Below are 26,193 nucleotides of genomic sequence, written 5' to 3'. Positions count from 1 at the left end.
GTTATTTCGAATTCATTAAGTCCTCAATCTCGTCCGCTTCAATGGGAATATTTTTCATCAAATCCTGAACTCCGCTTTTGGTTATCACCACATTGTTCTCCAGGCGTATACCCAATCCTTCTTCCTTGATATAAATACCGGGCTCCACCGTCCACACCATCCCCTCTTTCATCTTATCGAACATGTTGCCGGTGTCGTGTACATCAAGCCCCAAATGATGGCCGGTGCCGTGCATAAAATATTTCATCACCACTGGTCGCTCTGGTTTTTGATTTTTGAGATCGGTTTTATCAATGAGTTTCAATTTCAACAACTCACTTTCCATTACCCTTTGCACTTCCTTGTGATAATCGAAGTAAACCGTTCCGGGTCGAAGTAATTTGTATGCAGTCCGCTTCACCTGAAGCACAGCATTGTACACATCTTTTTGGCGCTTGGTGAATTTTCCGCTAACCGGAATGGTGCGCGTCATATCGGCATTATAATTGGCATACTCCGCACCAACATCCAACAGCAACACATCACCTGATTTGCAAACTTTATTATTCTCAATGTAATGCAGCACACAGGAATTTGCACCTGAAGCAATGATTGGCTCATAGGCAAATCCACGTGAACCATTTCTGACAAACTCATGTACAAACTCAGCTTCTATTTCATATTCCTTCACACCCGGTTTCACAAATTTCAAAATGCGTCTGAAAGCTTTTTCAGTGATATTGCAGGCTTCCTGCATCTGCTCCAGTTCATAGCGCGACTTCACCGCCCTCAATTTCGACATTAACGGAGCGATCCGTGTATACTGATGCAACGGATATTTTTCTTTGCACCATTTTATAAATCGTGAATCACGACTTTCAACCAGCACATCGGCACGATAGTGTTCGTTGGTATTCAGGTATACATGCTCCACACCTCCCATTACCATCATGGTATTGAATACGCGCTGAAAATCCGATGTCCATAAAATCGTTTCAATGCCGCTCACTTCACGCGCTTCTTCTTTCGTTAGCTTGTGACCTTCCCAGGTTGCGATCTGCTCATTAGTTTCGCGTACGAACAACACTTCGCGCAGTTTCTTATCCGGATAATCCGGACACACGACCAGAATTGTTTCTTCCTGGTCGACACCAGTCAAGTAAAACAAATCACTATTTTGCCTGAAGCGCATGGTGCCATCGGCATTGGTGGGCATAATGTCGTTGGCATTAAACACAGCAACCGATCCGGGTTTCAATTCCTTGATCAGTCGTTTACGGTTTAACTTAAAAAGTTCATTGTTGATTTTTTTGTAGCGCATAGCCGGATTTTCAAGTGGCTAAAAGTAAAAAAACCTGCCGATCGGTGGCAGGTTTTCTATAATTAAAATTGTTCAGGACTCAACCTTCGTTGGGCTCATCGGTATTGATGTAATTAATCAACACAAACGTGACGAGTAGCCCGCTGAATACCCCTTCAAGCGCCACAATAAAGGACACGATATACGGATTCAGGAACCGACCCATAGGCTCATTGTCTATAATGTATTGCATGAAACCCTGATCAAGAAATTGCACATACAAAAACAAAAAAGCCGCAAACACCAAGGAGGCAATGGCCCCCGTTGCCACACCGGTAATCAAGGCCCGAAAGTAGTTGATATGTTCGCCATGCGAATGCTGGAATTTCTTCAAGGCCATGTATATACCTGCCACCAGAATAAACAGGTTGAGCAGGCGCAGTTCTACTACGTTCAGCAGACCGGCAAATTTCATAATCAGAAAGTACGCAATCAGCCCTCCGGCAACCTTTAATCCGTAATTAACATGGAGCTGATTTGGATTGGTGAACACATTCATAGGCGCATGGTTTGGTTTACCGAATTATTGAATTTTTAAGCAGATAATCAAGGGTATTTCCGTTTATATTTTTATTACCTTTCTTATCCAATCCCCAATTTTATGGTTAAAAAAATATTGCTTTTCGTAGTAGGTCTGATCGTATTGTTATTACTGATCGGATTTGTATTGCCCCGCAAATTTGAACTCACCAAAAGTGAGGTGATTAACGCTCCTGCCGATTATGTATTCGAGGAAATCAACAACCTCGAACGATGGCCTGACTGGTCGTACTGGAATACGCTCGATCCTGACATGAAAGTAGTTTATGGAGAACAAAAATCCGGAGCCGGTGCGTCCTATGAATGGACAAGTGAGGTTTTAGATGAAGGAAAACTTGTTATTACCGAAAGCAAACCAAATGAATCCGTTGCCTGCGATTTGTTTTTCATGCAAGCCGAGGAGGCTTCAAAAGCGAGCTATCACCTTGAGCCTGCTGAAGGTGGAACAAAACTTACCATGAACTTTGAAACGGATTTTGGTATGAACCCAATCATGCGTTGGATGGGTGTAGTGATGTTCCCATCAGAGATGAATACCGCATTTGATTACAATCTTTCAAAGCTCAAAGAAATTGCAGAGGCCAAACCAAAGTTTACGGTAACCATTTCAGAAGAAACAACAAACCCGATAAGCTACATTGGCATCAGCACCACCATGAGCTTTGAAGATGGCGATGCCATCAGCGCACAGATGGGTAAATCGTATGGTGAGCTTATGGGCGTTCTTCAAAAAGCAAAAGTTGAAATAGCCGGAGCACCATTCTGTTTATACCCACGGTGGGATGAAGAGAAAAAAGAAATGGATATGGTTTGTGCCTTACCCGTTCCGGCAGATGCAAAACTACCCGCCAAGTATCCGGTCATGCAGACAACCGGTGGTCATGCTGTTAAAGCCATTCACCTGGGTGATTACCATAAACTGGAAGACACACACAACCAGATCAACCAATACATTCTATACAAAAAGCTGGAGATTGTTGGTGCGCCATGGGAAGTATACATCACCGATCCGGAAATGGAGAAAGATACGACCAAGTGGGTAACGGAGGTGTTTTATCCTGTTAAGGGATAAAAAGTTTCAAGCTTCTGGCCACAAGTTCCAAACTTTAATCGTTTACACACGTAAGCTCGGAGCTTGTGGCTAGCGGCTTGAACGTAAAGCATAATGGCTACCTAAATTTCCTCTTCATGCTCACGCACCCGCACCCGTTGTTCTTTCCATTCCTCCAGCTCTTTTCTGCGCTGCGCCAACTCTTCTTCGGTAGGTTTGTAGTTAACCAGCGATTTTAAATCAGGTTGGCCCGCATCTACCCAGGCGGTGAACCAGAAGTCGCCAATGGCTTTGATGGAGGCCTTCATCTGCTGCTCCACCATGCCGGCCAACGCTTCGTGATACGCTTTTGAAAATTCCTGTGAGTAGACTTTCACGGTCTGCCTGCCTTTTGTTTCAAACGAATATTTACGCTCGCCAAAACTTTCTGTCAGTTCGCGTTCCTTCTCCAACACAAGCGGAAGTAATTTGTGTGTTTCTTCAATGATTTTCCAGGCGGCCAGTTGCGGATTATCGAGGTAACTTGCCTTCCCTACAAAAAAATCATACTCACCGGAAAACAATTCGGGTAACCGCGATTCCCAAAACGCATGAATACCTTCCTGTCCGGTAAGCTGACCGTTATAATTTTCGGTGGTGTGCAGGGGAACATGCGCATCCGCCAGGTAGTGACCCAAATCTGCCGAAAGGCTTAGAATCCTTGACGGATCTTTCACCATAAACGCATCGCGCAACCGATAATACATCACGTTGATATGCCACGGCAAAACGCCATAGGCCTTCAGGGTATCTTCGCTATATTTTTCTACCGCCTCTTTCCAGTAGCGCGGCATGGTGAAAATGGCGCTATCGCCAAAGTGGTCAACATCAATATAATGCCTGGGCGCCTCATCGACTACGGCAAAACGCCTGCGGTCGGCATTCACGGCTGCCTCAGTTACATAGGAAATATTAGCCTTGTAAAAGCCGATCATTTCGGGCGGCAGGGTAAACACGGCCAACCGGTTTATCTGCTTGTGGGCATGAAAGCCCCAATTGCAGAAAAATAACCCGATCAAGACCACATAAATGCAGCACCAACGCCTGTCCATTGGTTGAATTTGGCAAAATTTGATGAAATACCTTAGAAAGAGCCCAATTTGCAGGATTTACATTAGAATTTCATTGTACCCAGCCTTTGCAAATAAGTTGAATACACTTACCTTTGCAGTCCTTAAAAAGTAAGGATAGAATACCATGGCGAATCATAAATCAGCAGAGAAAAGAATCCGGGCAAACGAGGTAAAGCGTGTAAGAAACCGCTACCAACACAAAACAACCCGTACATTTATCAAGAAACTTCGTACCACTACGGTAAAATCAGAGGCTGAAGCTTTATTGAAAGAAGTTACTGCCATGATCGACAAATTGGCTAAAAAGAACATCATTCATTGGAAAAAAGCAGCCAACCAGAAGTCGACCTTGGCCAAATACGTGAACAAACTGGCTTAATTTTCGAGCCTTACCTTATACATCAGAAACCCTGACGCGAACCGTCAGGGTTTTTTATTGCTTGTCCATGTAAGCCAGGCGCTTAATTTTAGGCTCGTGAAAAAAGAAAAAGGCTCCTTTCTGAACATTAAAAGCTGGGCTGCGGAAGACCGTCCCCGCGAAAAGCTGTTACTCAAGGGCACCGCGGCTCTTTCCGATGCCGAGCTTATCGCCATCTTGTTAGGAACCGGAACAGCTTCGATGAGCGCAGTGGATGTAGCCAAAAGCATGCTGCAGCAAGCGGGCAACAACCTTGATGACCTTGCCCGCTTTACGGTAAAAGACCTCATGAAAATCAAGGGCATTGGTGAAGCCAAAGCCATTGCGATTGTAAGTGCCCTGGAACTTGGGCGGAGAAGAAAAGATTCTGGGGTAACCGATCGACCAAAAATTGCGGTATCAAAAGATGCCTACGATTTGTTGAGAGGCGACCTGATGGATATTCCACATGAAGAATTCTGGGTATTGTTGCTCAATCGGGCCAACCGGGTAATCAAAAAACACAAAATCAGTCTGGGGGGTGTGCATGGCACAGTGGCCGATCCGAAAATCATTTTTAAGACATCGCTCGAAGAACTGGCCAGCGGCATTATTGTGGCGCATAACCATCCATCCGGAAACCTCACGCCCAGCCAGCAGGACATTGACCTGACCCGTAAATTGAAAGAAGCCGGCAAGCTGCTGGAAATTCAATTGCTTGATCATTTAATTGTGGCAGGAAAGCAATACTATAGTTTTGCAGATGAAGGATTGCTGTAACGTGAGTGACTATGAAAAAAAATAACTTGATTATTATGGGTGTTGTACTGGTTGGTGTGATGGCAATAGTCTATTCATTTGTTGGGCAAGATGACGGATCGTACGAACAAAAAGTACTGAAGCAACGCGAAGAGAAAGATCACTTCATGCGCACGGCATCCGATTCTCCGTTTGCCGGAAAAGTGGAAGAATATTCCAGTCTCTCCTATTTTCCTCCGGATAAAAAATACCGGGTAACTGCACGAATCATTCCTGTTGAAAACAAAAAGATGATTGAATTGGGCACCAGCGATGGAAAAGCCAAACGCTATATGGAATATGCGCACGCTGAATTTTCAATTGATGGTGTTGATCAGCGGTTGCTTATCCTTGAAGTAATGGATATGGGCCCCTACCGTGGCGCATTATTTCTTGCCTTTGGCGATGAAACCAGTGCGCGCGAAACATATGGAGCCGGTCGTTACCTGGATGTAAAGAAACCAAAAGGCATTAACACGATTACGCTTGATTTCAATGAAGCCTACAATCCGTATTGTGCCTATAATGAAACCTATTCCTGCCCCCTGCCACCACCGGAAAATTTACTAACCATTCCCATTTACGCTGGCGAAAAAAACTACAAATAATTATGCGATACTTCCTTACAATTTGCTTTACCGTTTGTACTGTGTTGCTCATGGCACAAAAACCAACCGACCCGTTTGCACACACCTTTTCCATTGTGGCACGCGATGCCAACACGGGTGAAATGGCGGTAGCCGTTCAGAGCAATTGGTTCAGTGTAGGCACTGTTGTATCGTGGGGTGAAGCAGGTGTTGGTGTTATTGCCACGCAATCTTTTGTAAACAAATCGTTTGGTATACGCGGACTCAATTTGTTGAAAGAGGGGAAGTCACCACAAGAAACACTGGATTTGTTGCTGAGTGATGACTCCGGAAAAGAATTCAGGCAAGTAGCCATACTCGATACGCAAGGCAGGGTGGCCACACATACCGGTAAAAGTTGTATTGATGCTGCCGGTCACAGCAATGGCGAGAATTTTTCTGTTCAGGCCAACATGATGTTGAATGACAAGGTGGTTCCCACTATGGAAAAGGCCTGGAAAGAAAATGCATCCTTGCGATTGCCTGAACGCATGGTGGCCGTTTTGCAAGCCGCACAACAAGCCGGTGGCGACATCCGCGGCAAACAATCGGCTGCGTTACTGGTGGTAGCACCAAAGGCAAGTGAAGAGCCCTGGAATGACAGACTGGTTGATCTTCGTGTGGATGATTCAAAAGATCCCATTGCTGAGATTGCACGGCTATTAAAAGTATTCCGGGCGTATGAGCACATGAACCAAGGCGATTTGTATGTGGAGAAAAATCAAATGCAGGAAGCCATGGATGAATATGGCAAGGCCATGAAGATGTTTCCAGAAAACCTTGAAATGCAATACTGGACGGCCATCACCTTAGCCAACAACAAAGACATTCCGAAAGCATCGGCCATGCTGCAAAAGATTTACAAGAAAGACCCCAACTGGCGCGAACTTACCCGCAGGCTGCCCAAGGCAGGATTGCTTCAGGTTTCAGATGAGGACATGAAGGTTTTGGTGAAATGAACCTCATAGCTTTCAGGTCGAACAAAATCTGAAATCAGTTAAAAAAATATACAACCTCAAAAGCCCATTCTCCTTGCAGGATAAGGGGTTGGGGATGAGGTTCTTTTCCTTATTTTTGCCCGAATAAGCTGACTATTACGCATGACCATTTCCTACAATTGGCTTAAAGATTACATCGACATTACGGAATCACCGGAAGACATTGGCAAAGTCCTGACTTCTACGGGGCTTGAGGTTGAGTATGTTGAACACTTTTCATCTGTTAAAGGTGGATTGGCCGGTTTGGTTATTGGTGAAGTGCTGACCTGTGCCAAACATCCCAATGCCGATAAACTCTCGGTTACTACCGTTGACGTGGGTGGCGAAAACCCCTTACCCATTGTGTGTGGCGCTTCCAATGTAGCAGCAGGACAAAAAGTTGTGGTGGCTGTTCCTGGAAGCACACTCTACCCAACCAAGGGAGAATCTTTTACCATCAAGTCGACTAAAATACGGGGCGAGCAATCTGAAGGCATGATTTGTGCCGAAGATGAAATTGGGTTGGGTGAAAGTCATGCCGGGATTATTGTATTGAATACCAAACTACCCAACGGAACTCCCGCTGCTGAATATTTTAACATCGCCTCTGATTATGTTATCGAAATCGGGCTTACACCGAACCGGGCTGATGCTGCTTCGCACATTGGCGTAGCCCGCGATATAAAAGCCGCACGCAACCGTGAAGTGAAATGGCCAAACGTTGATGCTTTCAAAACCGATAACCATAAACTACCGATTGCAATTGAGGTTGAAAATGCAGAAGCGTGTCCGAGGTATTCAGGCGTAACAATAGCAAACATTGCGGTTAAAGAATCTCCCGAGTGGTTAAAAAACAGGCTGCTCGCCATTGGCGTAACTCCCATCAACAACATCGTTGACATTACCAATTACGTATTGCATGAAACCGGGCAGCCGCTACATGCATTTGATGCGGATCAGATAACCGGCAAAAAAGTAATTGTTAAGACACTGCCCCAAAACACACCCTTCGTTACGCTTGATAACAAAGAACGCAAACTTCAGGCTAATGACCTGATGATTTGCAATGCCGAAGAAGGTATGTGCATTGCCGGTGTATTTGGTGGCATAAAATCAGGCATTACTGAAAACACAAAAAATGTATTCCTTGAGAGCGCGTACTTCTCTCCGGATTATGTTCGCAGAACTTCGTTGCATCATGGATTAAAAACGGATGCCTCCTTCCGGTTTGAACGCGGCACCGATCCGAATCTGACCGTATATGCTTTGAAGCGCGCAGCCTTGTTGATTAAAGAACTGGCAGGTGGAGAAATTTCTTCTGATATCGTTGATGTTTATCCTTCAAAAATCGAGAACAGGAAAATTCTGGTGAAGGATAAAAATGTGAACCGATTAATCGGAAAAGTTATTCCCCGCAAGGAAGTAACCGCCATACTTAACCAACTGGATATAGAAATCACGGATTCGCAAGCTGATCACTTTACCGTATCGGTTCCACCCTACCGGGTTGATGTGGTTCAGGAAGCCGATGTAATTGAAGAGGTGTTACGGATTTACGGATTTGATAATGTAGAGCTTAGCCAATTCGCCCAATCCGATTTTATTGCTGAATTCCCGGAAAAAGACATCAACAAGTTTAAAAATACCCTTGGTCAATTGTTGGTGAGCAATGGTTTCTACGAAATCTGGACTAATTCGCTGACCAATGAAGCCTATCAGCAAAAGCATAAGCTTACGTTTACGGGCGAGCCCGTTGAAATGCTGAACAAATTAAGTGAAGAGCAGGGTATTTTGCGACAAACGATGTTGTTCACCGGCCTTGAGGTGTGCGCGCATAACATCAACCGCAAACAAAAAGACCTGAAACTGTACGAGTTCGGTAAAATCTATTACCGGCTTGATGGAAAATTCAAGGAAGACGAGCGACTTGCGCTCTATATAAGCGGAAACCTCGAGACAGAAAACTGGCAGCGCAAAACAAACCCTGTTTCCTTCTACGACATGGGGCAGTTCATCCATCAGCTACTGATAAAGGCGGGTTGGCAGGATGTAAAACTACATGCCATAAGTGATCCACTGTTTGATTATGCCGTTCAACTTGAGCGTGGAAACCAGGTAATAGGCAAGTACGGCAAAGTAAAAACAACCCTTCAGCGTGATTTCGGCCTGAAGCAGGAAGTATTTTATGCGGAATTGGATACTGACTTGCTTTTCAGGCAGGCAAACCCTAAGTTAGTAGTTAAGGAAGTGCCGAAGTTTCCGGAAGTACGTAGGGATCTGTCACTTGTACTGGATCGAAACGTAAGCTTTGAAGACGTGCAGAAGCTTGTGCGTTCCACTGAAAAGAAACTCATCAAGGAAATCATTACCTTTGATGTGTACGAGGGAGAGAAAATCCCGGAAGGAAAAAAGGCTTATGCCTTAGGTTTTACCTTACAGGATGAATCAAAAACACTGACGGACGAGGAGATTGAATCAACCATGCAGCGCTTAATGGAAGCTTTCGAGCAAAAGTTGGGTGCCGTTATAAGAAAATAAATAAACCCTGTTCCGGAACGCCTGACAGCAACCAGAACAGTAACCCTGAAAACCTTTTTTACATGAACCAGGAGCTGTTAAAAACCAACCTCAACGGTCTGGAGCGTAAGATTTTAGTGCTGGTAAACGAGCACAAAAAACTAAAAGACGAAATCAAAACCTTAAAATCTGAAAATCAGGAACTTAAAGCGGATCTCCACAGCCGCGATGAGCAACTGGTCAATTTTAAAAATCAAATTAAAATCTCTAAAATTGTGGATAGTATAAACCCGGAAGACGGAAGTGTTTCGGAGCTGAAAAAGAAAGTAGACGACTACATACAGGAAATTGATAAGTGTATCGCGTATTTAAGCCGATAGAACAACTGTAAGCAACGTTAGATGGAGGAATTATCAATACGAATTAAAATAGCGGATCGCGAATACCCGATGAAGGTAAAAGCCCACGAAGAAGAACGCGTGCGCGCAGCGAGTCGGCTGATCAATGAAAAACTAAAATCTTACAGGGAACAATTCGGAATTGACGATAAACAAGATTTACTGTCTATGGTGGCCTTTGATAGTCTGGTTGAAAAGATGAGATCAGAGGAAAATCACCAGGAAATTGATCAAACAGTTTTTGAAAAAGTAAATCAACTGAATTACCTCGTTTCACAGTCTATTCTTTAACAGCTTCTGAACAATAGGACGAATTGTTAGTCCTTCCGGGTATTGGTAACCTTAACGATACCCATTATGACAGACCTAATAATAATTATCTCAGCCAGTGTACTTGGTGCCATTGTGATCGGGGTAGTGCTCGGAACATTCTTGTATAAAAGAAAATACAAGCGTAGACAAAAAGAAATTGAGGCCAAGGCAGGGCTGGTGTTGAAAGAAGCAGAAATTGCTGCTGAAAACCTGAAGAAGGACAAAGTCCTTGAAGCCAAGGAGAAAATCCTCAAGATGAAATCTGAATTTGAGGAAGAGGCCAACCGCAAGAAAAATCAGATCATCTCCAACGAGCAAAAAATCAAACAACGCGAGCAACAGGTTAACCGTGAGTTGGAGCAACTTAAGCGCAAAGAATCAGACCTGACTGAAACCCAGCAAAACCTGGCGCATCAGTTGGAGTTGGTAAAAAAGCGTAAAGAAGAACTTGATCGGTTCAATCAGCAAAAAGTTGAAATACTGGAAAACATCTCCAAACTCACAGCAGATGAAGCCCGCGAGCAACTGGTAGCTTCTTTGAAAGATGAAGCACAAACCCGCGCCTCCTCCTTCATCAAGGATATTATGGAACAGGCCAAATTAACGGCCACCAAGGAAGCGAAAAAGATTGTACTCGAAACCATCCAGCGCACCGCCACCGAACATGCTATAGAAAATTGTGTGTCGGTTTTCAACATTGAAAGCGATGACATCAAAGGAAAAATCATCGGGCGTGAAGGAAGAAACATTCGCGCACTGGAAGCCGCAACCGGGGTTGAAATTATTGTGGATGATACGCCTGAAGCGATTATCATTTCTGGCTTTGATCCCGTGCGCAGGGAAATCGCTCGTTTATCGCTGCATCGCCTGGTGCAGGACGGACGCATTCACCCGGCACGCATTGAAGAAATTGTAGCGAAGACTTCCAAGAACATTGAAGATGAAATTGTAGAAATTGGTGAACGTACAGTAATCGATTTAGGCATTCACGGCCTGCATCCTGAACTGGTGAAGATGGTTGGCCGTATGCGCTTCCGTTCTTCTTACGGACAAAACCTTTTGCAGCACTCACGTGAAGTAGCAAACCTGTGCGCAATTATGGCTGCGGAACTGGGACTGAATGTGAAGCAAGCCAAACGCGCTGGCCTATTACACGACATTGGCAAAGTGTGGCCCGAAGAATTGGAGAAACCCCACGCCATTGCCGGTATGGAACTGGCGCAGAAGTATAAGGAACATCCGGTGGTGTGCAACGCCATTGGCGCTCACCACGATGAAATTGAAATGACCAGCCCAATCTCGCCCATTGTACAGGCTTGTGATGCGCTAAGCGGAGCGCGCCCAGGCGCCAGACGCGAGGTAATGGAACAATACATCAAGCGCCTACGCGAATTGGAAGAGCTGGCTACCAGCTTTGAAGGGGTTGAAAAATGTTATGCCATTCAGGCGGGTCGTGAACTGCGCGTGATTCTCGATGCTGAAAAAGTAACCGATGATCGTGCCAGTCAGTTGAGTTTTGATATCTCACAAAAAATTGAACGCGACATGCAGTACCCGGGCCAGATAAAGGTTACGGTAATCCGCGAAATGCGTTCAGTGGCTTACGCGAAGTAAACAATTAAACTTTTTTAGATATTCACGGCAACCTGTATGGTTGCCGTTTTTATTTAGCTGTTTCAGGTAATCTTCTTAACCCATCGCTCCAGAGGAAGTCCCAACGCGATCAACAAAATAAACAGCGGGAAAAACCCGACCCGGTACCGAACATACGTACCAAAGTTGGGTGCTGACAGGGTGAGGAAAATACAAAGCGAAATACAATAAACAATCAGGGCAAAAAGTAGCAAGCGATCAGGCGAGGTGGTTAACGCACGAAAATACCTGAATGAATAAACGGTGAGCGCCAGCAGGATAAGATTTCCAACAGCTACCAACAATGAAAAAATATTAGAAGCCTCCCACACGAATGGCCTGAATAACCCAGATACCAACGCCCAGGGGGCATTCAGCAGAAAACTTCCAACGGTTGGTTTCAGGTTATGGAAATGAACCATCTTTTCGGGGTCAGACTTATCCCGGAAAGCTTCGAAATTCTCTACCACTACTTCCAGAATCCGTTGCGGGTAAAAATTCGGATGAACAAAGGTGACGATGAACACAAACACCATCATCAGTACAAGCAGTAATACAAATTCGCGGTATGCAGAAACCGCTGAGAGGCGCATGCGCTCCTGAACAAACCATCGCGTAAGCAAAGCAGATAACGCCACAGGAAAAAATACGGCTGCATAGTAGTACTTCAGGCTCCATAAAACCCAGGTGGCAATCAACAACACCACACTTTGCATCCATGAGAATTTTTTGTGTTGCCATACGGTAAGAAATATACCTAAGAGTACATACAGCATGGTCATTGCAGCACTCTCTTTGATAATACCTGAACTCCAGAATACGCTTGATGGAAAAAGGAGAAACGCCAGTATGGCTGCAAATTTTGCTTTCGGGTAGTACCGGCTGATTAACGAAACCAACCACCAGGATGCCGCAAATGAAAAGAGGGAAAAATAAAGCGATACAATCCAGTAATTGCCTTGTGTCAACAAAGTGAATACACTCACCAGCTTCACAAAAAACAAGGTGCGGTTCTCACCTGAAAACGTAGGCTCTTTTTCGAACCACAAGTAGGCCACATACTCGCGCAAGTTGGTCTTGGCTATTTCTGCTAACCGAAGGCTATCCTGAAAAAAATTAAACGTATCACTGTCGATATAGTATGTGCTGTACACGTACCCTAACGCTAATCCAGCTCCAAGTTTAAACACCAGGCACAGCCAATAGACCAGCTTACCATTTTCGGGATATCGCGTAAACCACCAAAAAGCGAGCGAAAAAATGATAGCAAGATGAATGAAGATTGAAATCATGAAGGCTTGACCAATGATGTTCCAATAGTACAATCCAGACACCGCCTCTTCAAACAATAATTATTATAAAGTTCGATGAGGCCTTGTGAATCGAAAGCGGTTTTGATCTTTAGGCCGAGCCCAGACCACTGTCGGGTGATGGTATTCTTCTCAGCCGGCAGGTGTTGAAGCCAGTCCAATGCGCGTTCCATATATTGTTGATCATCCTGACGAATTCCGTACGCCACCAATACAGGAATAGCGGTGTTGATGATCAGATTCTGAATACTACTCTTTCCAAGATAAGGTACGCGTTCAACTGGTTTACCAAATTGATAATGCGCTTGCCAATAAGCCGATTGCTTTACTGAAAGGCGTTTATACAACTCTTCATAGGAGACTGTGTCTATAATGGAAGAAAAAATACTTCGGTTCTGAATCAACAAAGCGGCTAACTGCGACAAACGAATAGTAGGAAAATTGGCTGGTCGCAACCGCAAAAACCGCCATTGCGATTGATGGAGTTGTCTATTTTCAAGATTGTATTTTATTCCCAGAAGCGCATACTCCCGTTTCAACAAAGTGGAATACTCATCCTTTACAACCTTCTCCAGAAAACCAGCCTGACCAAAAAGCAAAGCCTCTACCTGTGTAGTATTGTTGATATGCTTTCTCAGAACTTTAAAAGGAGTGGTTTCTGCCAGTCGTAAGAATGAATCTGCATTTACTTTAAAACCAAAATTCTTGCACAGAAGCTGATAAGCCGTTTCTTCCCAGTCGTTTTGATTTTTATCCAACATGGAAAGTACAACCCCTGCTTTTGCTTCCAACCGTTGGGCCAGAACTTTGTCCAACATGGACAACTTCACTACCTCACTTACCCGGTTCCATGAGGATGCACATGGAATGGAGTCAGAGCTGGCCAGAAGTTTTTTGAATTTATTCCAAAGTGAAATGTCAACCCGATTCTTCAACTCCAATGTTGGCATGGGTGATCCATCACTGCGGACTATGGCCTTATCATTTTCCCACACTACATGCAGCACAACCTTTTCGTAGGCGCCATCATTGCTATGGTGGTGATCCAGCCAGCCTGATGCCGAAATGTGAATCTCCACACTGCCGCGCCACTCCAACGAACCAATCTTGATTTTTGCATCACTGAAATCAGGACCCGCATGTGTATTGCGCATACCCGGATGAAGCACCTGCACCAACTCCCCCGAAGTGGTTTTCAATTCCTTCTTGTCGAAGTATTGGAATTGCCAGAGGTAGTGGAGGAAGGATTCGGTCATTTTAGAAGTAATAGAAATACAGAAACCACGAAGGACACGAAGGTCTACACAAAGGTCTCAAAGCAGCTTCTTCATTGTGAACTTTGTGCATTCTTTGTGTGCCTTGTGGTTAAACTTATCTTTTGAGATATCCTACAATTTTTCCATTAACTCCAGAAACACACGCATCTGCTCCTGAACCGCTTTGGCTTCCCTTGCGGCCGCTTGTGCAAAATCGTTTCCCGAAGAGGCGTAAATAATTGCCCGTGCAGAATTCACCAACAGGCCACACTCCTTATTCATGCCATTCTTCGAAACCATTTCCAGGTCGCCCCCTTGAGCACCAATGCCAGGCACCAGAAAGAAATGCTCGGGAGCGAGCTCGCGAATGTGTTTTATTTTATCGGCTTGTGTTGCGCCTACTACAAACATCAGTTGTTCGGGTGTTGACCATGTTTTGGCTTTTAGAATAACTTCTTCATACAACCTTCTGTCGGTTACTTTGGATTCGATCAATTGAAAATCGGCACTACCTGGATTTGATGTGTGCGCCAACAGAATAACCCACTTATCCTTGAATTGTAAAAATGGTTTAATGGAATCTTCACCCATATAGGGCGCTACCGTAATCGAATCGAAGTTCATGTTTTCAAAAAATGCGCGCGCATATAATGAAGAAGTGTTCCCGATATCCCCACGTTTGGCATCGGCAATCGTAAAGCAATCTTTCGGAACGTATTCCAATGTTTTTTGAAGACTCTCCCACCCCTTCGGACCGAGTGCTTCATAGAAAGCAATGTTCGGCTTATAAGCCACACAATAGTTGTGTGTGGCATCGATGATCTGCTTGTTGAATTCAAACACCGGATCTTTTTCTCCCTTCAGGTGATCGGGTATTTTTTTAATGTCCGTATCCAATCCAACGCAGAGGTAAGATTGTTTCTTTCTAATTTCTTCAACAAGCTGCTTTTTATTCATAGCCTAAAAATAAAAAGACCCGGAAGCTTTCGAAAGCTTCCGGGTCTTTGTGATGGGGTTTATTTCTATCGTAAGTCAATTACTTCTACGCCCGGGTATTTTTTGGGGTCAAACGTAAAGAAGGCATCAGCCACATTTACGTTTGGCGAAAATTTAGTAATGGTATACTTGTACTTGTTACCACTCTTATCGAACATCGTCCAGCTTTGAATGCTGCGATCTTTCTTGCCGATATTCATTTTGATCTTGAAGTACTGCGCATCTTTCTTTTCAGGAACAAGATCAACTACATCGCACAACACACCGTTCTCAGTCTGGTCTTCCAGGTACAGGTACTTAAAACCCTTTTTATACAATTCGTAGATTTTTGATGGATTGATCTCATCCGCATCCGGATCGTAATTGTCGATATTCACCTCTTTGGCAGCCGGCAAATACGTCCATACCGTAGTCCCGTTATTGATGATTTCCTGATCATCCATCGCCAGACGGAATTTATCACCCTTTACAGTGATTTTTCCTTTAAACTCCTCTTTGATGCCCTCCACATCGTTGGTCATGCTGGAAGTGATGTTGGCTTCAAATGAAGTGAAGGCTTTATATTTTTTACTCATGGCCTCCAGAATTTCGAGGGCCTTGGGATCATACTGGGCGAAGGATGCTTTGGCAAAAAGTGCCAAAAGAAGTGCGATAGCGTACTTTTTCATGTTTATTTTACTGGTGAACGATTAACTAAAGCGGCTGCAAAAATACGTTACTGGCCGTGTTTTTCCTTCAATCCATTCAATAATTGTTCCAAACTCATGTCGTCCTTAATCAGCACTTCGCGGGCTTTACTGCCTTCAAAAGGCCCCACAATTCCGGCTGCTTCAAGCTGGTCGATCAGGCGACCTGCCCGGTTATAGCCAAGTTTCAGCTTGCGCTGGATGAGGGAAGTACTTCCCTGCTGGTGCATAACGATGAGTTTTGCCGCCTCTTCAAACAAGGCATCGCGTTCTGAAAGGTCAACCGTTGATGCACCACTTTCTTCATCTTCATATTCGGGCAGCAAGTATGCCGAATCGTACCCGCGTTGTGAGCCGATGTATTCACAGATGCGCTCAATTTCAGGCGTATCAACAAACGGACACTGCAAACGAATAATATCCGATCCGGATGACAACAACATATCGCCCATACCTACCAATTGATCGGCCCCACCAGTATCGAGAATAGTGCGCGAGTCAACCTTGGAAGTTACCCGGAAGGATAATCGAGCCGGGAAGTTTGCTTTGATCACACCGGTGATTACGTTCACCGATGGACGTTGTGTAGCAACAACCAAATGAATGCCGATGGCACGCGCCAATTGAGCCAACCGCGCGATCGGTGTTTCTACTTCTTTGCCAGCCGTCATCATCAAATCAGCTAACTCATCAATCACCAACACAATGTAAGGCAAGAACCGATGCCCTTCTTTCGGATTAAGTTTGCGCGCGACAAATTTCGCGTTGTACTCTTTCAGGTTTCGGGCTCCGGCATCTTTCAAAATTTCGTACCGGTTTTCCATTTCAATACACAGCGAGTTCAATGTATGTACCACTTTGCGTGTATCGGTAATGATGGCCTCCTCACTGTTAGGAAGTTTAGCCAGGTAATGACGTTCGATTTTACTGAACAGCGCCATCTCTACTTTTTTGGGATCTACCAATACAAATTTCAATTGCGATGGATGACGCTTATATAATAAGGAGCCAAGAATAACATTTAACCCAACCGATTTACCCTGACCCGTAGCACCAGCCACCAGCAAGTGCGGCATCTTGGCCAGGTCAATAACCAGCACTTCGTTGGAAATGGTTTTTCCCAGTGCAACTGGTAATTCCTTATCTGTTTTTTGAAATGAAACGGTTGAAAGTACAGAACGGATGCTTACCATCTCGCGGTTCTTGTTGGGCACTTCAATACCAATGGTTCCCTTGCCGGGAATAGGTGCGATGATACGAATACCCAAGGCTGCTAAGCTCAAGGCAATGTCATCTTCCAGGTTTTTTATTCGTGATATTTTGATACCGGCATCCGGAACAATCTCATAAAGCGTAACGGTCGGGCCGATGGTTGCCTTAATGCTGGAAATACCGATTTTAAAATTGGTGAGTGTGGCCAGAATTTTGTCTTTGTTCTGATTCAGCTCCTCCTGCGTTACCTGAACCTTTCCGGTATCATACTCATTGAGCAATTCAAGTGGCGGAAACTTATATTTACTTAAGTCGAGCGTGGGATCATACACGCCCTTATCTTCAACCAGTTTCTCTGCTACCTCATCTGTTTCGGTTCGTTCCTCAATGATAAAATCCGGCTCTGCTTTATCCTTCTCCTTTTTAATCGACTCAGTCTTATCAACTTCAAGTTTTACTTCCTTAACAGGAACAACCGGCTCCTGTGGTTTAACCAACACAACAGGCTCGGGAATTTCTTCCTCATCTTTTTCAACCTGCTTGGGCCAGTTATCCTGATCATCTGTATAGGCAGGAGCAGCTTCCTCTTTTATGATGGCATCATTGCCCATGGGCTTTGGATCAGCCGGAAGAAATGCCGGAATAGAGGTTACATTAAAAAAGAAAATGATGAATAGGAACAACGAGAGCACGAGCAGCAGAAACGTTCCCCAGCCCAATAAGCCGTGCGAGATCATGGCCATCTGGTAACCCAAGCCACCACCGAGAAAACTCCATTCTATTACACCATCCACATTCAGGGTTAAGTACCCAAACAGCAGGCACAGCCACAGGCTGGTGAATACGCTGAAAATCAGTGAACTTGATATTGGCAACAAAGCCCGCTTAAATGCCAACTTGAAGCCGAGTAAAAACAATACGAATGGCACCAGAAAAGCCGATACCCCAAACCAACGAAAAATAAAGTAATGGGATGCCATGGCGCCATACAACCCTAGCCAGTTTTCGGTCTCAAGGGCTGATTCCAATAAGCCGCCCTGTGCCACTCCTTCTACCACACTATGATCAGCCTTACCTGTAAACAGGTACGACACAAATGCGATGAACAAAAAAACTGCCGAGATAAGAATTACAAAACCGAACGCCAACCCGAAACGCGGATCAGTAAAAAAATCAAAATTGAATTTGTTGTTCTTGGATGCCTTGCTTTTTCTCTCTTTCTCAGGTTTTTTAAATGTGTTTGATTTATAGGTATTCTGAGCCATCGATAAGTTTAAAAAGTACTCAAAACTAAGGAAAAACCTTGAAACATGAGTTTTCCAATAAGGCAATTTCAATCGTCCAGCTTTTATGGACGGTTCAGGTTGATTGCTTATCTTGGTAAATTACAAAAGCCCCATGCCGCGCCTGATCCTCCTCTTTCTTCTGATTTCCTTCCAGCTCGTTGCACAAAGCAGAATTGACAGCATGCTCAACATTGTCAATAAGAACTTGAATGATTCAAGCCACGCCAGAACGCTCGTTAACCTTGGTATTGCCAACGAGCGAAATGATAATATCAAAGCCCGCAGGTACTTCAAAGAAGCCATTGCATTGCATGAAAGTGGAGTGCCCGGTAATTGGATAAGTGCCGCCTACGTTCGAATGGCAGGCGTGTATTCTTCAACTGGTAACCGCGACAGTGCCTTGTATTTTTTTAATCAGGCCAAAAATTACCTCGACAAAAATCCAAATAACAAAGCGCTTTCAACCTACCTGACGGGGTGGGGTGTATTCAATAACAATTACGGAAATTATGCAGAAGCATTGGCCGCTTATGAGCAAAATGCTGCACTCGGGGAGGCCGTTATCGGAAAAGAAAGAATGGCCGGCAATTACCTGAACATGTCAAATGTATACGCCCGCATTAATCAGGCAACGAAACGCGAAGAATCAATATTTAAAGCACTGGCGTTGTTTGAGGAAATCAACAATGAGATTGGCCTTTCTTTTTGCTATAACGCGTTAGGAAATATTTTTTACGAGCAAAAAGATTATGCTAAAGCCGAACAGTATTTTCAGAAGTCTCTTGCGTTACGCATTAAACGCAATGACAAACGTGGCATTGCCGTGATGTATAATAATCTGGCTAACGTATTTATGGACACTGAACGTTTTGCGCAGGCATTGGAATTTCAGTATCAATCGTTAAAAATAAACGAAGAACTGCAGCAACAGGAGGAAATTGGAATGAACTACGTAAACCTGGGAAAGATTTATCAGAAAATGAATCGCTTGCAGGAAGCACTCAACTATTTCGATAAGGGTGAAAAAATTTTTAAAACAATTAGCATAACACGATACGATGCATTTATCTCGGCCGAAAAAGGGCGCATCTACACGCAACAGGCCAATGAAGATCAAACCCGGAAATCACTTGCGCTGCAAAAACTACAGGAGAGTGTAGCCCAGGCACAAGCCAGCGGTGAGTTGATCAGCGAACTGAATGCCGTTACGTTCCTGAAAGAATTTTACCTTCAGGAAAAGAATTATGAAGAAGCCTATAAACAATTGAGTCGTCAGCATGAACTAACAGATTTGCTGGAAGGGAAAGAAGTTAAGCTCCGCATTTCTCAATTGGAAACACAATACGAGGTGGCGCAAAAAGAAAATGAAATCGCCCTGCTTAAAGCACAACAACAAGTACAGGAAGCCGAACTTGACCGTCAACGGGCAAAGCAAACCATCATTGGCATTGCACTGATCTCCGTTATCATCATCAGTTCGCTTTTAGTAAACCGATACCGAGTGGTTAATCGAACCAGGCGCCAACTTGAAATTGAAAAAATGCGCAGTAACATAGCCCGCGATCTTCATGACGATTTAGGCTCAACACTTTCCAGCATAAACATCATCAGCCAGATTGGCCTGACGCAACAAAACGGAAATGCGGGCACTCATTTTAAACGCATCCATGAACAATCCGGACGAATGATGGAGAGTATGTCGGATATCGTATGGGCGATAAATCCGGAGAATGATACGTTAGAAAAGCTCATCATTAAAATGAAAGAGTTTGCTGCAGAAATACTGGAACCGAAAGGCATCACCATTCATTTTCAAATGCCCGAACAAGCCAATCACATTCACCTGAATGCCGAAAAAAGAAAGAACCTGTTTTTGATTTTCAAAGAGGCCGTGAACAATGCCGCCAAGTATAGTGAGGGCAGCGAAGTGCAGGTGACCTTAACACATGCTAATGATATGCTCACACTTCTGGTCACCGATAATGGAAAGGGTTTTGAAGAAGCCACCGTCAAAGCGGGGAATGGGTTGCGCAACATGGAGTCGCGGGCACGTGAAATGCATGCGCGTTTACAGCGAAAAAGCAGTCTGGATCACGGCACAGAGGTTTTGGTGGAAATACCCCTCACATGATTGGGGTATATCTTTATCAGGAACATTCACTTTACTTTATATAAATTTTACCTATGGCTGTTCAAGCCCTTATTTATGAAGACAATCCGCTGTTGCGGGAAAGTCTGTGCAGTTTAATCAACGCTAAAGATGGTTATACAGTTGAAGCAGCACATGATAATGTGTTACAGGCAACTGAACACATCAAAGCCATTCAGCCCACTATTGTATTGATGGATATTGACATGCCGGGTATGACGGGCATAGAGGCTGTGAAACAAATCCGAAAATTCAACAGCACTATACCGATCATTATGCTCACGGTATTTGATGACAATGAGCATGTATTTGAAGCACTAAAATCCGGAGCCAGTGGATATTTACTCAAAAAGCATTTATCGGAAAAATTATTTGATGCCATCGATGAAGCTTTAAGCGGAGGGGCCCCGATGTCGCCCAGCATTGCCCGCATGGTTATTGAATCCATGCGCAAGCCAGGAAATGAAAATCCATACCAGCTCACCACACGCGAAAAAGAAATTCTGGCATCACTCAGCAGTGGCAACAGCTATAAAATGATTGCCGCGCAATTGGAGATCAGTCTGGATACGGTGCGCACACACATTAAAAAAGTCTATGAAAAATTACAGGTGCATTCGCAAACAGAGGCCGTAAGCAAAGCCATTAATGAAAAACTAGTTTAAAAACCCGTCTCAAATGAATAAAAAATCACGTGATCTGTTTTTTCCGGTCATGTCGTTGCTGCTGCTGGCCATTGTACTGAAAGGATTTGGGCCAAGTTTCTTTTTCAGAGACAGCACTTCAACGGAAGGTGGATTTGGGCCAGAAGGCTTACCCATTTACCTGATCATTCATGGATTGGTGATGAGCACATGGATGTTGTTACTGGTTGTACAAACCGGCTTTGTACAAACAAAAAACATCAAAGCGCACATGGCGTTGGGCTGGGTCGGACTGGTAGTGGCTCTGCTCGTAGTTCCAACAGGCATTATGGCGATGAATGGATTTGGGCCACGCTTGCTGGCATTGGGTGTGCCCCCTCCTGTTTTACGCGAAGGCCTTTCTTTGCTTTTCTGGATTGATGTGTTCTCACTTATCCTCTTTCCAAGTCTGATTGGTGCAGCTATTTACTACCGAAAAAAGACAGCGTGGCACAAGCGCTTAATGTTATTTGCTGGTTTCACCGTAATGTTACCCGCACTGGGCCGAATGACTGCACAAATTGCGCAGACCGATAGCTTTGGCGGAATCAACTGGCCGCTCACCTGGGGTGTACTGTTTTGCATTATGCTGAGCGTGCCACTCTACGATTTTTTATCCAACAGAAGCATACAACGAATAACCATTATCAGCTTCCTGGCTGTGGCCTTAGGAATGCTCTTTTCAGTTTTGATAGCGGCTACGGAGACTGGAAAAGATTTGGCGTCATCTCATTTCTTGAACTGATAGAGAATTGAAATTAGACCTATTCAAATTCACGATCAAATGGCAATAAAATTAACAGCAAATATTCTTTTATGGACTTTGATCATTCTTCTGTCAGCCTATTTCTTACTTGATAACGTTATTGCTTACTTCTATGGGTACAGAAGTCCAATATTTGGCGACAAGATTTTCGACAACCAGTTATGGGTGGTTATGCACATGGTTGGAGGGACCTTTACATTGTTATTGGGACCGACACAGTTCTGGTCTTTTATCCGAAACCGGTTTATGAAATTCCATCGCATGGCAGGAAAAATATATATGCTCGGCATCGTACTGATTGGTATTTCAGCCGGAAGACTTTCATTGATCAGTCCTTGCGTGCCCTGCCGGATATCACTATTCCTATTAACCGTGTTTGCAGTTGTCTCAACTTTCTTTGCATGGAAAGCCATTAAAGCAGGGAACATCAAGACCCATCGGCAAATGATGGTGCGCTCCTACATTTGCGTGCTTGCTTTTGTATTGGTAAGAGTAAATGATGTATTTTCTCTGGATTTTCTATTTGGAAAAATAGGCGATCCGACTTTTGCACGCGTAGTGCAAGAATACTTCTGGTCGTTTGTTCCGCTTATTCTTGCTGAAATATGGATGACCTGGATACCTGCCGTTTATGGTCGTAAAAATTAACACTATGTCAATTTGCTATCCCTGAGTGATTGAACTTCTAATAAGAAAGGAAGAAATTACTGTAATTGTAAATTATAAGATTGTAAAACCCTAAATCATGAAAAACTACATAGCTTCTCTCTTTTTAATAATAAACATAGTTGTGTTTTCATGCAAAGAGCAAACTCAAACCGACCCTGCCGCTTTTTATATGCCCGGTGAATTTGAACCGCATGAGGCTGTATGGCTAGGCTGGGAAGAATATGACACCACCATACATGAAGTTGTGTTTGATATTATTAAAGGACTAGACGAAAAAGTGCCGGTGAAGATTGCCATTGATTCTGACAGTCTTAAACGTGCTGCTCAAAGTCGGCTCTCATTGGCAGGAATCGACACAACCACCATTCAGTTTTTTGTTACTCCCGGAGATCGCTATTGGATTCGCGACCACGGCACGGCATTTTTAGTAAACCAGAACGGTGAATTGGCAGCAGCCGATTTTGGCTGGAATCTGTACGGGTATTACGCCTGGTGGAAACTACGTGAACCTGAACGAGTCGATAGCATCAACTATTGGGAAAAGGAAGAACTGACTGGAAAAACCAGCAAGGTGGATAGCCTGATGGGTGTACTTACCGGAGCACGCCACATAAAATCAAATCTTATTATAGAAGGCGGATCACTTGAGTCGAATGGGAAAGGTGTACTGATTCAATGCGAATCGGTTACACTTCAGCGCAATCCGGGCTGGACGAAAGAAGAAATCGAAGCGGAATACAAGCGCGTGATGAATGTAAAGAAGGTGATCTGGCTCAAGCAAGGCCTGGCAGATGATGAGCACATCTGGCATTTGCACAACGGCAAGTACGTTACTATGGGCACCGGTGGCCACACCGATGAGTTTGTTCGGTTCGCCAATTCAAATACCATTCTATTGGCCTGGATTGATGAAGCAGAAAAAGATCTCCATCCGCTTAACCAACTCACCTACTCTCGCATGCAGGAAAATTTAAAAATTCTGGAAGCCTCAACCGATCAGGATGAAAAACCCTTTCGCATTATTAAAGTTCCTTTACCCAGCCCCATTGAACAACCAGCAGTGGTGGCTGAGAAATCTTCGCCCATGGAATTCTGGAAATTAACACCAAAAGCTTTTCTGCCAGCAGAGCGTCCGGCTGTTGGTGATACATTAATTCGTGTTGCGGCATCCTCTTACCTGAATTTTTTGGTCAGCAATGGAGTAATTATCAACGCCAGCTACACCCAACATGGAACACCTACTGAACGCGAGGAAAAGGTTAAAGCCATTCTTAAAGAAGTATTTCCTGACCGGGAACAGGTTTGGATCAACGCATTACCCTTAAACTGGAACGGAGGCGGAATACATTGCAGCACACAGCAAGAACCTCAACTAAAAAAGTAGTGCACGAAAAAAGCGACAGTATCAAAATAGAAAATCCATCACCAACAATATAAACCGTATGAGAAAAGTATTAGGCACTCTTTTGCTTTTAACGCTTACTTTGGTTGCTTATAGTCAGGGCACAATTACCACTGTACAATTTCTGGCTCCTTCTATTCAAAACAACAAAGGCGGTGAAGAGGCCAACCGAAGGCTCTCTATATACCTACCTCCAGGTTACGAAACTTCTAACCAACGCTATCCTGTAATCTACTTCTTACATGGCTTTGCTGTTGATGATAAAGATATGATGGAGTGGATCGGATTTAAAAACCTGATGGATTCTGCCATACATGCGGGAACTCTTCGGCCTTCGATTCTTGTGCTGCCCAACAGCATGACAAAATACTTTGGCAGCTTTTATACCAACTCATCTGTTGCTGGAAACTGGGCTGATTTTATTGGGAAAGATGTGGTGGAATATATGGATAAACATTACCGAACAATTGCCAATCGTAACAGCAGGGGGTTAGCCGGACATTCTATGGGAGGCAATGGAGCATTGAAAATTGCCATGCTATTTGCTGATAAGTTTAGCGCTGTATACGCAATGAGTCCGGGTGCTTTGCATTTCTCCGAAGAATTCAGATTAGCACATCCGGCTTTTAAAAGAGTTACCCAGCAAACAAATATGGACTCTTTACGCAATGCCGTGCCCTACTACGATTTTGAAAAGTTTCCGTTTTTTGAAATGCTTTACGCAAGTCTTTGCAGAATGTATTCTCCCAATGTAAATGAACCCTTGTTACAGGCCGATCAACCCATAAAATACGTTGATGGCAAAATGGAGGTAAATACTTCAGTACTTAAAAAATGGGAGACAAATTTTCCGATCAATATGATCGATGACCACATAGCAGAGCTGAAGACTTTATCCGCACTAAAAATAGATTGGGGTCGGAATGAAGAGTTTAAACATATACCGCGAACAAATCTCGAATTCAGCAAAAAACTTGAGGCTCTTGGTATTAAGCACTATGCTGAAGAATATATCGGTGATCATGTGAACATGCTCGATGGATTTAATGGAAGGATTTTCACAGAACTGCTTCCCTTCTTCAACGCTTATCTCAATTTTAAACAACATCAAACCGCAAACAATAAATGACCATCTCAACTCTATGAAACAAAGCTGATTTTGATGAATTTATTTCCGCGTATTTGAATAGATAAAAGGATTGATAAATCGTACATCTGAATGGGGGATCGGCAGGCTCGTCAACAAGATTTGGAAGCGTTCTAAAAACAACAAATCAACAACATGAAAACCCATCCCTTCGAAAGAGTTTTACTACCTGGCACTGCGTGGGCCTTGCTCCTGCTCATCCCTATTACATTTTTTGGATTTTACCCCAGCTACTTCTCCAGGTTAGCCACACCCACTTCAGCTATCATTCACCTGCACAGTGTATTTATGCTGCTCTGGTTAGCTACCGTTGTGGCGCAAACGCTTTTAATTAAGTTCAATAAGCTAAATCATCATCGGCTGGTTGGCAAAATCAGTTATGCCTTGATGCCACTGGTTATCGTCAGCGGTTATTTCATGCTTCGCTTCTCGTATCAGCGCGCCTTATCCGGTGAGGAGGTGGGCCCTCCCGGATATTATACGGAAGATTTGCCTATTCAAATTAAAGCGGCCGAGTCAGTTGCAATTGGTAGCATGTATTGGGTTTGGTTATTCGTGCACTATACACTTGGTGTTTACTTCAGAAAAAAGCTGATAGCACATGCCACCTTTATGCTGGCTGCGGCTTTAACCATTCTCGGCCCGGCTGGCGATAGGTTGATCTGGCATATTTGTGATGCAATGGATTGGTCATTTAATGTGGTTGCCGAAAATTTTGTATTTGGTTTGGTGGCAGTTGTCTTTGCAGGGCTTTTGCTATTTCATAAAAAGAAAAATCAAAGCCTCCAACCAACCGGTATTATACTGGCCATTCATGGACTCGGGGTTTTTCTCTTTTTTAACATGGCGTTTCATCCGGTGTGGAACCGAATGGCCGCTTTTTTCTATTCCTGATAATTTGTTACAAGCCAACTTTAAAAGCGGTTTAATTC

General features: G+C 44.0%; 24 protein-coding genes. 16 read left to right on the top strand and 8 right to left on the bottom strand.

The features are described 5' to 3' along the window. Position 1: 1 nt before the first annotated feature. A complete protein-coding gene (locus tag QY309_02235) occupies positions 2 to 1,300 on the bottom strand; it encodes an aminopeptidase P family protein (GenBank protein WKZ60304.1) in 1,299 nt (432 codons plus the stop codon). A 79-nt stretch (positions 1,301 to 1,379) separates the two neighbouring features. Then, the gene (locus tag QY309_02230; GenBank protein ID WKZ60303.1) at positions 1,380 to 1,838 is read right to left on the bottom strand and encodes a DUF4199 domain-containing protein; all 459 of its coding nucleotides are present in this window, start codon (positions 1,836 to 1,838) and stop codon (positions 1,380 to 1,382) included. Positions 1,839 to 1,940: 102 nt separating this feature from the next. On the opposite strand from QY309_02230, the gene QY309_02225 reads away from it, so the two are divergent. Then, positions 1,941 to 2,951 (top strand): SRPBCC family protein, encoded by a 1,011-nt coding sequence (locus QY309_02225; GenBank protein ID WKZ60302.1) that lies wholly within the window; start codon positions 1,941 to 1,943, stop codon positions 2,949 to 2,951. 101 nt (positions 2,952 to 3,052) lie between these two features. Here QY309_02225 and QY309_02220 read toward each other — a convergent pair whose 3' ends face one another. Then, on the bottom strand, positions 3,053 to 3,925 hold the full coding sequence (locus tag QY309_02220) for a zinc dependent phospholipase C family protein (protein ID WKZ60301.1): 873 nt from the start codon (positions 3,923 to 3,925) through the stop codon (positions 3,053 to 3,055). Between the two features lie 241 nt (positions 3,926 to 4,166). Here QY309_02220 and rpsT point away from each other — a divergent pair, with 241 nt between their 5' ends. From rpsT to rny, 8 genes are all read left to right on the top strand, one after another. Beyond that, complete coding sequence (gene rpsT, locus QY309_02215; GenBank protein ID WKZ60300.1) at positions 4,167 to 4,421, top strand: 30S ribosomal protein S20; 255 nt, start codon at positions 4,167 to 4,169, stop codon at positions 4,419 to 4,421. Positions 4,422 to 4,517: 96 nt separating this feature from the next. Then, positions 4,518 to 5,219: a DNA repair protein RadC gene (gene radC, locus QY309_02210; GenBank protein ID WKZ60299.1), complete on the top strand. Its 702-nt coding sequence runs from the start codon at positions 4,518 to 4,520 to the stop codon at positions 5,217 to 5,219. Positions 5,220 to 5,230: 11 nt separating this feature from the next. After that, positions 5,231 to 5,845, top strand: coding sequence for a DUF1684 domain-containing protein (locus tag QY309_02205; GenBank protein WKZ60298.1), 615 nt, complete (start codon positions 5,231 to 5,233; stop codon positions 5,843 to 5,845). 50 nt (positions 5,846 to 5,895) lie between these two features. Continuing rightward, positions 5,896 to 6,822 (top strand): DUF1028 domain-containing protein, encoded by a 927-nt coding sequence (locus QY309_02200; protein ID WKZ61672.1) that lies wholly within the window; start codon positions 5,896 to 5,898, stop codon positions 6,820 to 6,822. Positions 6,823 to 6,963: 141 nt separating this feature from the next. Beyond that, entirely contained in the window at positions 6,964 to 9,378 is a 2,415-nt protein-coding gene (gene pheT / locus QY309_02195) for a phenylalanine--tRNA ligase subunit beta (GenBank protein WKZ60297.1), read from the top strand. Positions 9,379 to 9,440: 62 nt separating this feature from the next. Next, on the top strand, positions 9,441 to 9,737 hold the full coding sequence (locus QY309_02190) for a hypothetical protein (protein ID WKZ60296.1): 297 nt from the start codon (positions 9,441 to 9,443) through the stop codon (positions 9,735 to 9,737). 21 nt (positions 9,738 to 9,758) lie between these two features. Then, positions 9,759 to 10,046 carry a cell division protein ZapA gene (locus QY309_02185; GenBank protein ID WKZ60295.1) on the top strand — a complete coding sequence of 96 codons (288 nt, stop codon included), beginning with the start codon at positions 9,759 to 9,761 and terminating at the stop codon, positions 10,044 to 10,046. 66 nt (positions 10,047 to 10,112) lie between these two features. Further along, on the top strand, positions 10,113 to 11,681 hold the full coding sequence (gene rny / locus QY309_02180; GenBank protein WKZ60294.1) for a ribonuclease Y: 1,569 nt from the start codon (positions 10,113 to 10,115) through the stop codon (positions 11,679 to 11,681). 62 nt (positions 11,682 to 11,743) lie between these two features. On the opposite strand, the gene QY309_02175 is transcribed toward rny, so the two are convergent. The 5 genes from QY309_02175 to QY309_02155 all read right to left on the bottom strand — a co-directional run bounded on the left by QY309_02175 (position 11,744) and on the right by QY309_02155 (position 18,424). Continuing rightward, entirely contained in the window at positions 11,744 to 12,991 is a 1,248-nt protein-coding gene (locus QY309_02175; GenBank protein WKZ60293.1) for a hypothetical protein, read from the bottom strand. Continuing rightward, positions 12,988 to 14,265, bottom strand: coding sequence for a DUF2851 family protein (locus tag QY309_02170; GenBank protein WKZ60292.1), 1,278 nt, complete (start codon positions 14,263 to 14,265; stop codon positions 12,988 to 12,990). The genes QY309_02175 and QY309_02170 overlap by 4 nt, the downstream gene beginning before the upstream one ends. 132 nt (positions 14,266 to 14,397) lie before the next feature. After that, a complete protein-coding gene (pyrF, locus tag QY309_02165) occupies positions 14,398 to 15,222 on the bottom strand; it encodes an orotidine-5'-phosphate decarboxylase (protein ID WKZ60291.1) in 825 nt (274 codons plus the stop codon). A gap of 65 nt (positions 15,223 to 15,287) precedes the next feature. Then, positions 15,288 to 15,929 (bottom strand): outer membrane lipoprotein carrier protein LolA, encoded by a 642-nt coding sequence (locus QY309_02160; protein WKZ60290.1) that lies wholly within the window; start codon positions 15,927 to 15,929, stop codon positions 15,288 to 15,290. A 47-nt stretch (positions 15,930 to 15,976) separates the two neighbouring features. Continuing rightward, positions 15,977 to 18,424, bottom strand: a complete 2,448-nt coding sequence (locus tag QY309_02155) for a DNA translocase FtsK 4TM domain-containing protein (GenBank protein ID WKZ60289.1) — start codon at positions 18,422 to 18,424, stop codon at positions 15,977 to 15,979. Positions 18,425 to 18,557: 133 nt separating this feature from the next. Here QY309_02155 and QY309_02150 point away from each other — a divergent pair, with 133 nt between their 5' ends. The 7 genes from QY309_02150 (at position 18,558) to QY309_02120 (ending at position 26,155) form a co-directional block, all read left to right on the top strand. Continuing rightward, the gene (locus tag QY309_02150; protein WKZ60288.1) at positions 18,558 to 20,576 is read left to right on the top strand and encodes a tetratricopeptide repeat protein; all 2,019 of its coding nucleotides are present in this window, start codon (positions 18,558 to 18,560) and stop codon (positions 20,574 to 20,576) included. 53 nt (positions 20,577 to 20,629) lie between these two features. Then, positions 20,630 to 21,259 (top strand): response regulator transcription factor, encoded by a 630-nt coding sequence (locus tag QY309_02145; protein WKZ60287.1) that lies wholly within the window; start codon positions 20,630 to 20,632, stop codon positions 21,257 to 21,259. 13 nt (positions 21,260 to 21,272) lie between these two features. Then, positions 21,273 to 22,022, top strand: coding sequence for a hypothetical protein (locus QY309_02140; GenBank protein WKZ60286.1), 750 nt, complete (start codon positions 21,273 to 21,275; stop codon positions 22,020 to 22,022). A gap of 39 nt (positions 22,023 to 22,061) precedes the next feature. Continuing rightward, on the top strand, positions 22,062 to 22,691 hold the full coding sequence (locus QY309_02135) for a DUF2306 domain-containing protein (protein WKZ60285.1): 630 nt from the start codon (positions 22,062 to 22,064) through the stop codon (positions 22,689 to 22,691). Between the two features lie 97 nt (positions 22,692 to 22,788). Continuing rightward, complete coding sequence (locus QY309_02130) at positions 22,789 to 24,096, top strand: agmatine deiminase family protein (protein WKZ60284.1); 1,308 nt, start codon at positions 22,789 to 22,791, stop codon at positions 24,094 to 24,096. A 58-nt stretch (positions 24,097 to 24,154) separates the two neighbouring features. After that, complete coding sequence (locus QY309_02125; protein WKZ60283.1) at positions 24,155 to 25,243, top strand: alpha/beta hydrolase-fold protein; 1,089 nt, start codon at positions 24,155 to 24,157, stop codon at positions 25,241 to 25,243. Between the two features lie 153 nt (positions 25,244 to 25,396). Then, positions 25,397 to 26,155 (top strand): hypothetical protein, encoded by a 759-nt coding sequence (locus tag QY309_02120; protein ID WKZ60282.1) that lies wholly within the window; start codon positions 25,397 to 25,399, stop codon positions 26,153 to 26,155. Positions 26,156 to 26,193: the final 38 nt, after the last annotated feature.

It is taken from the genome of Cyclobacteriaceae bacterium, from assembly GCA_030584025.1.
In the GTDB taxonomy this organism is placed as follows: domain Bacteria; phylum Bacteroidota; class Bacteroidia; order Cytophagales; family Cyclobacteriaceae; genus UBA2336.
This window is presented reverse-complemented; position numbering and strand designations above follow the sequence as displayed.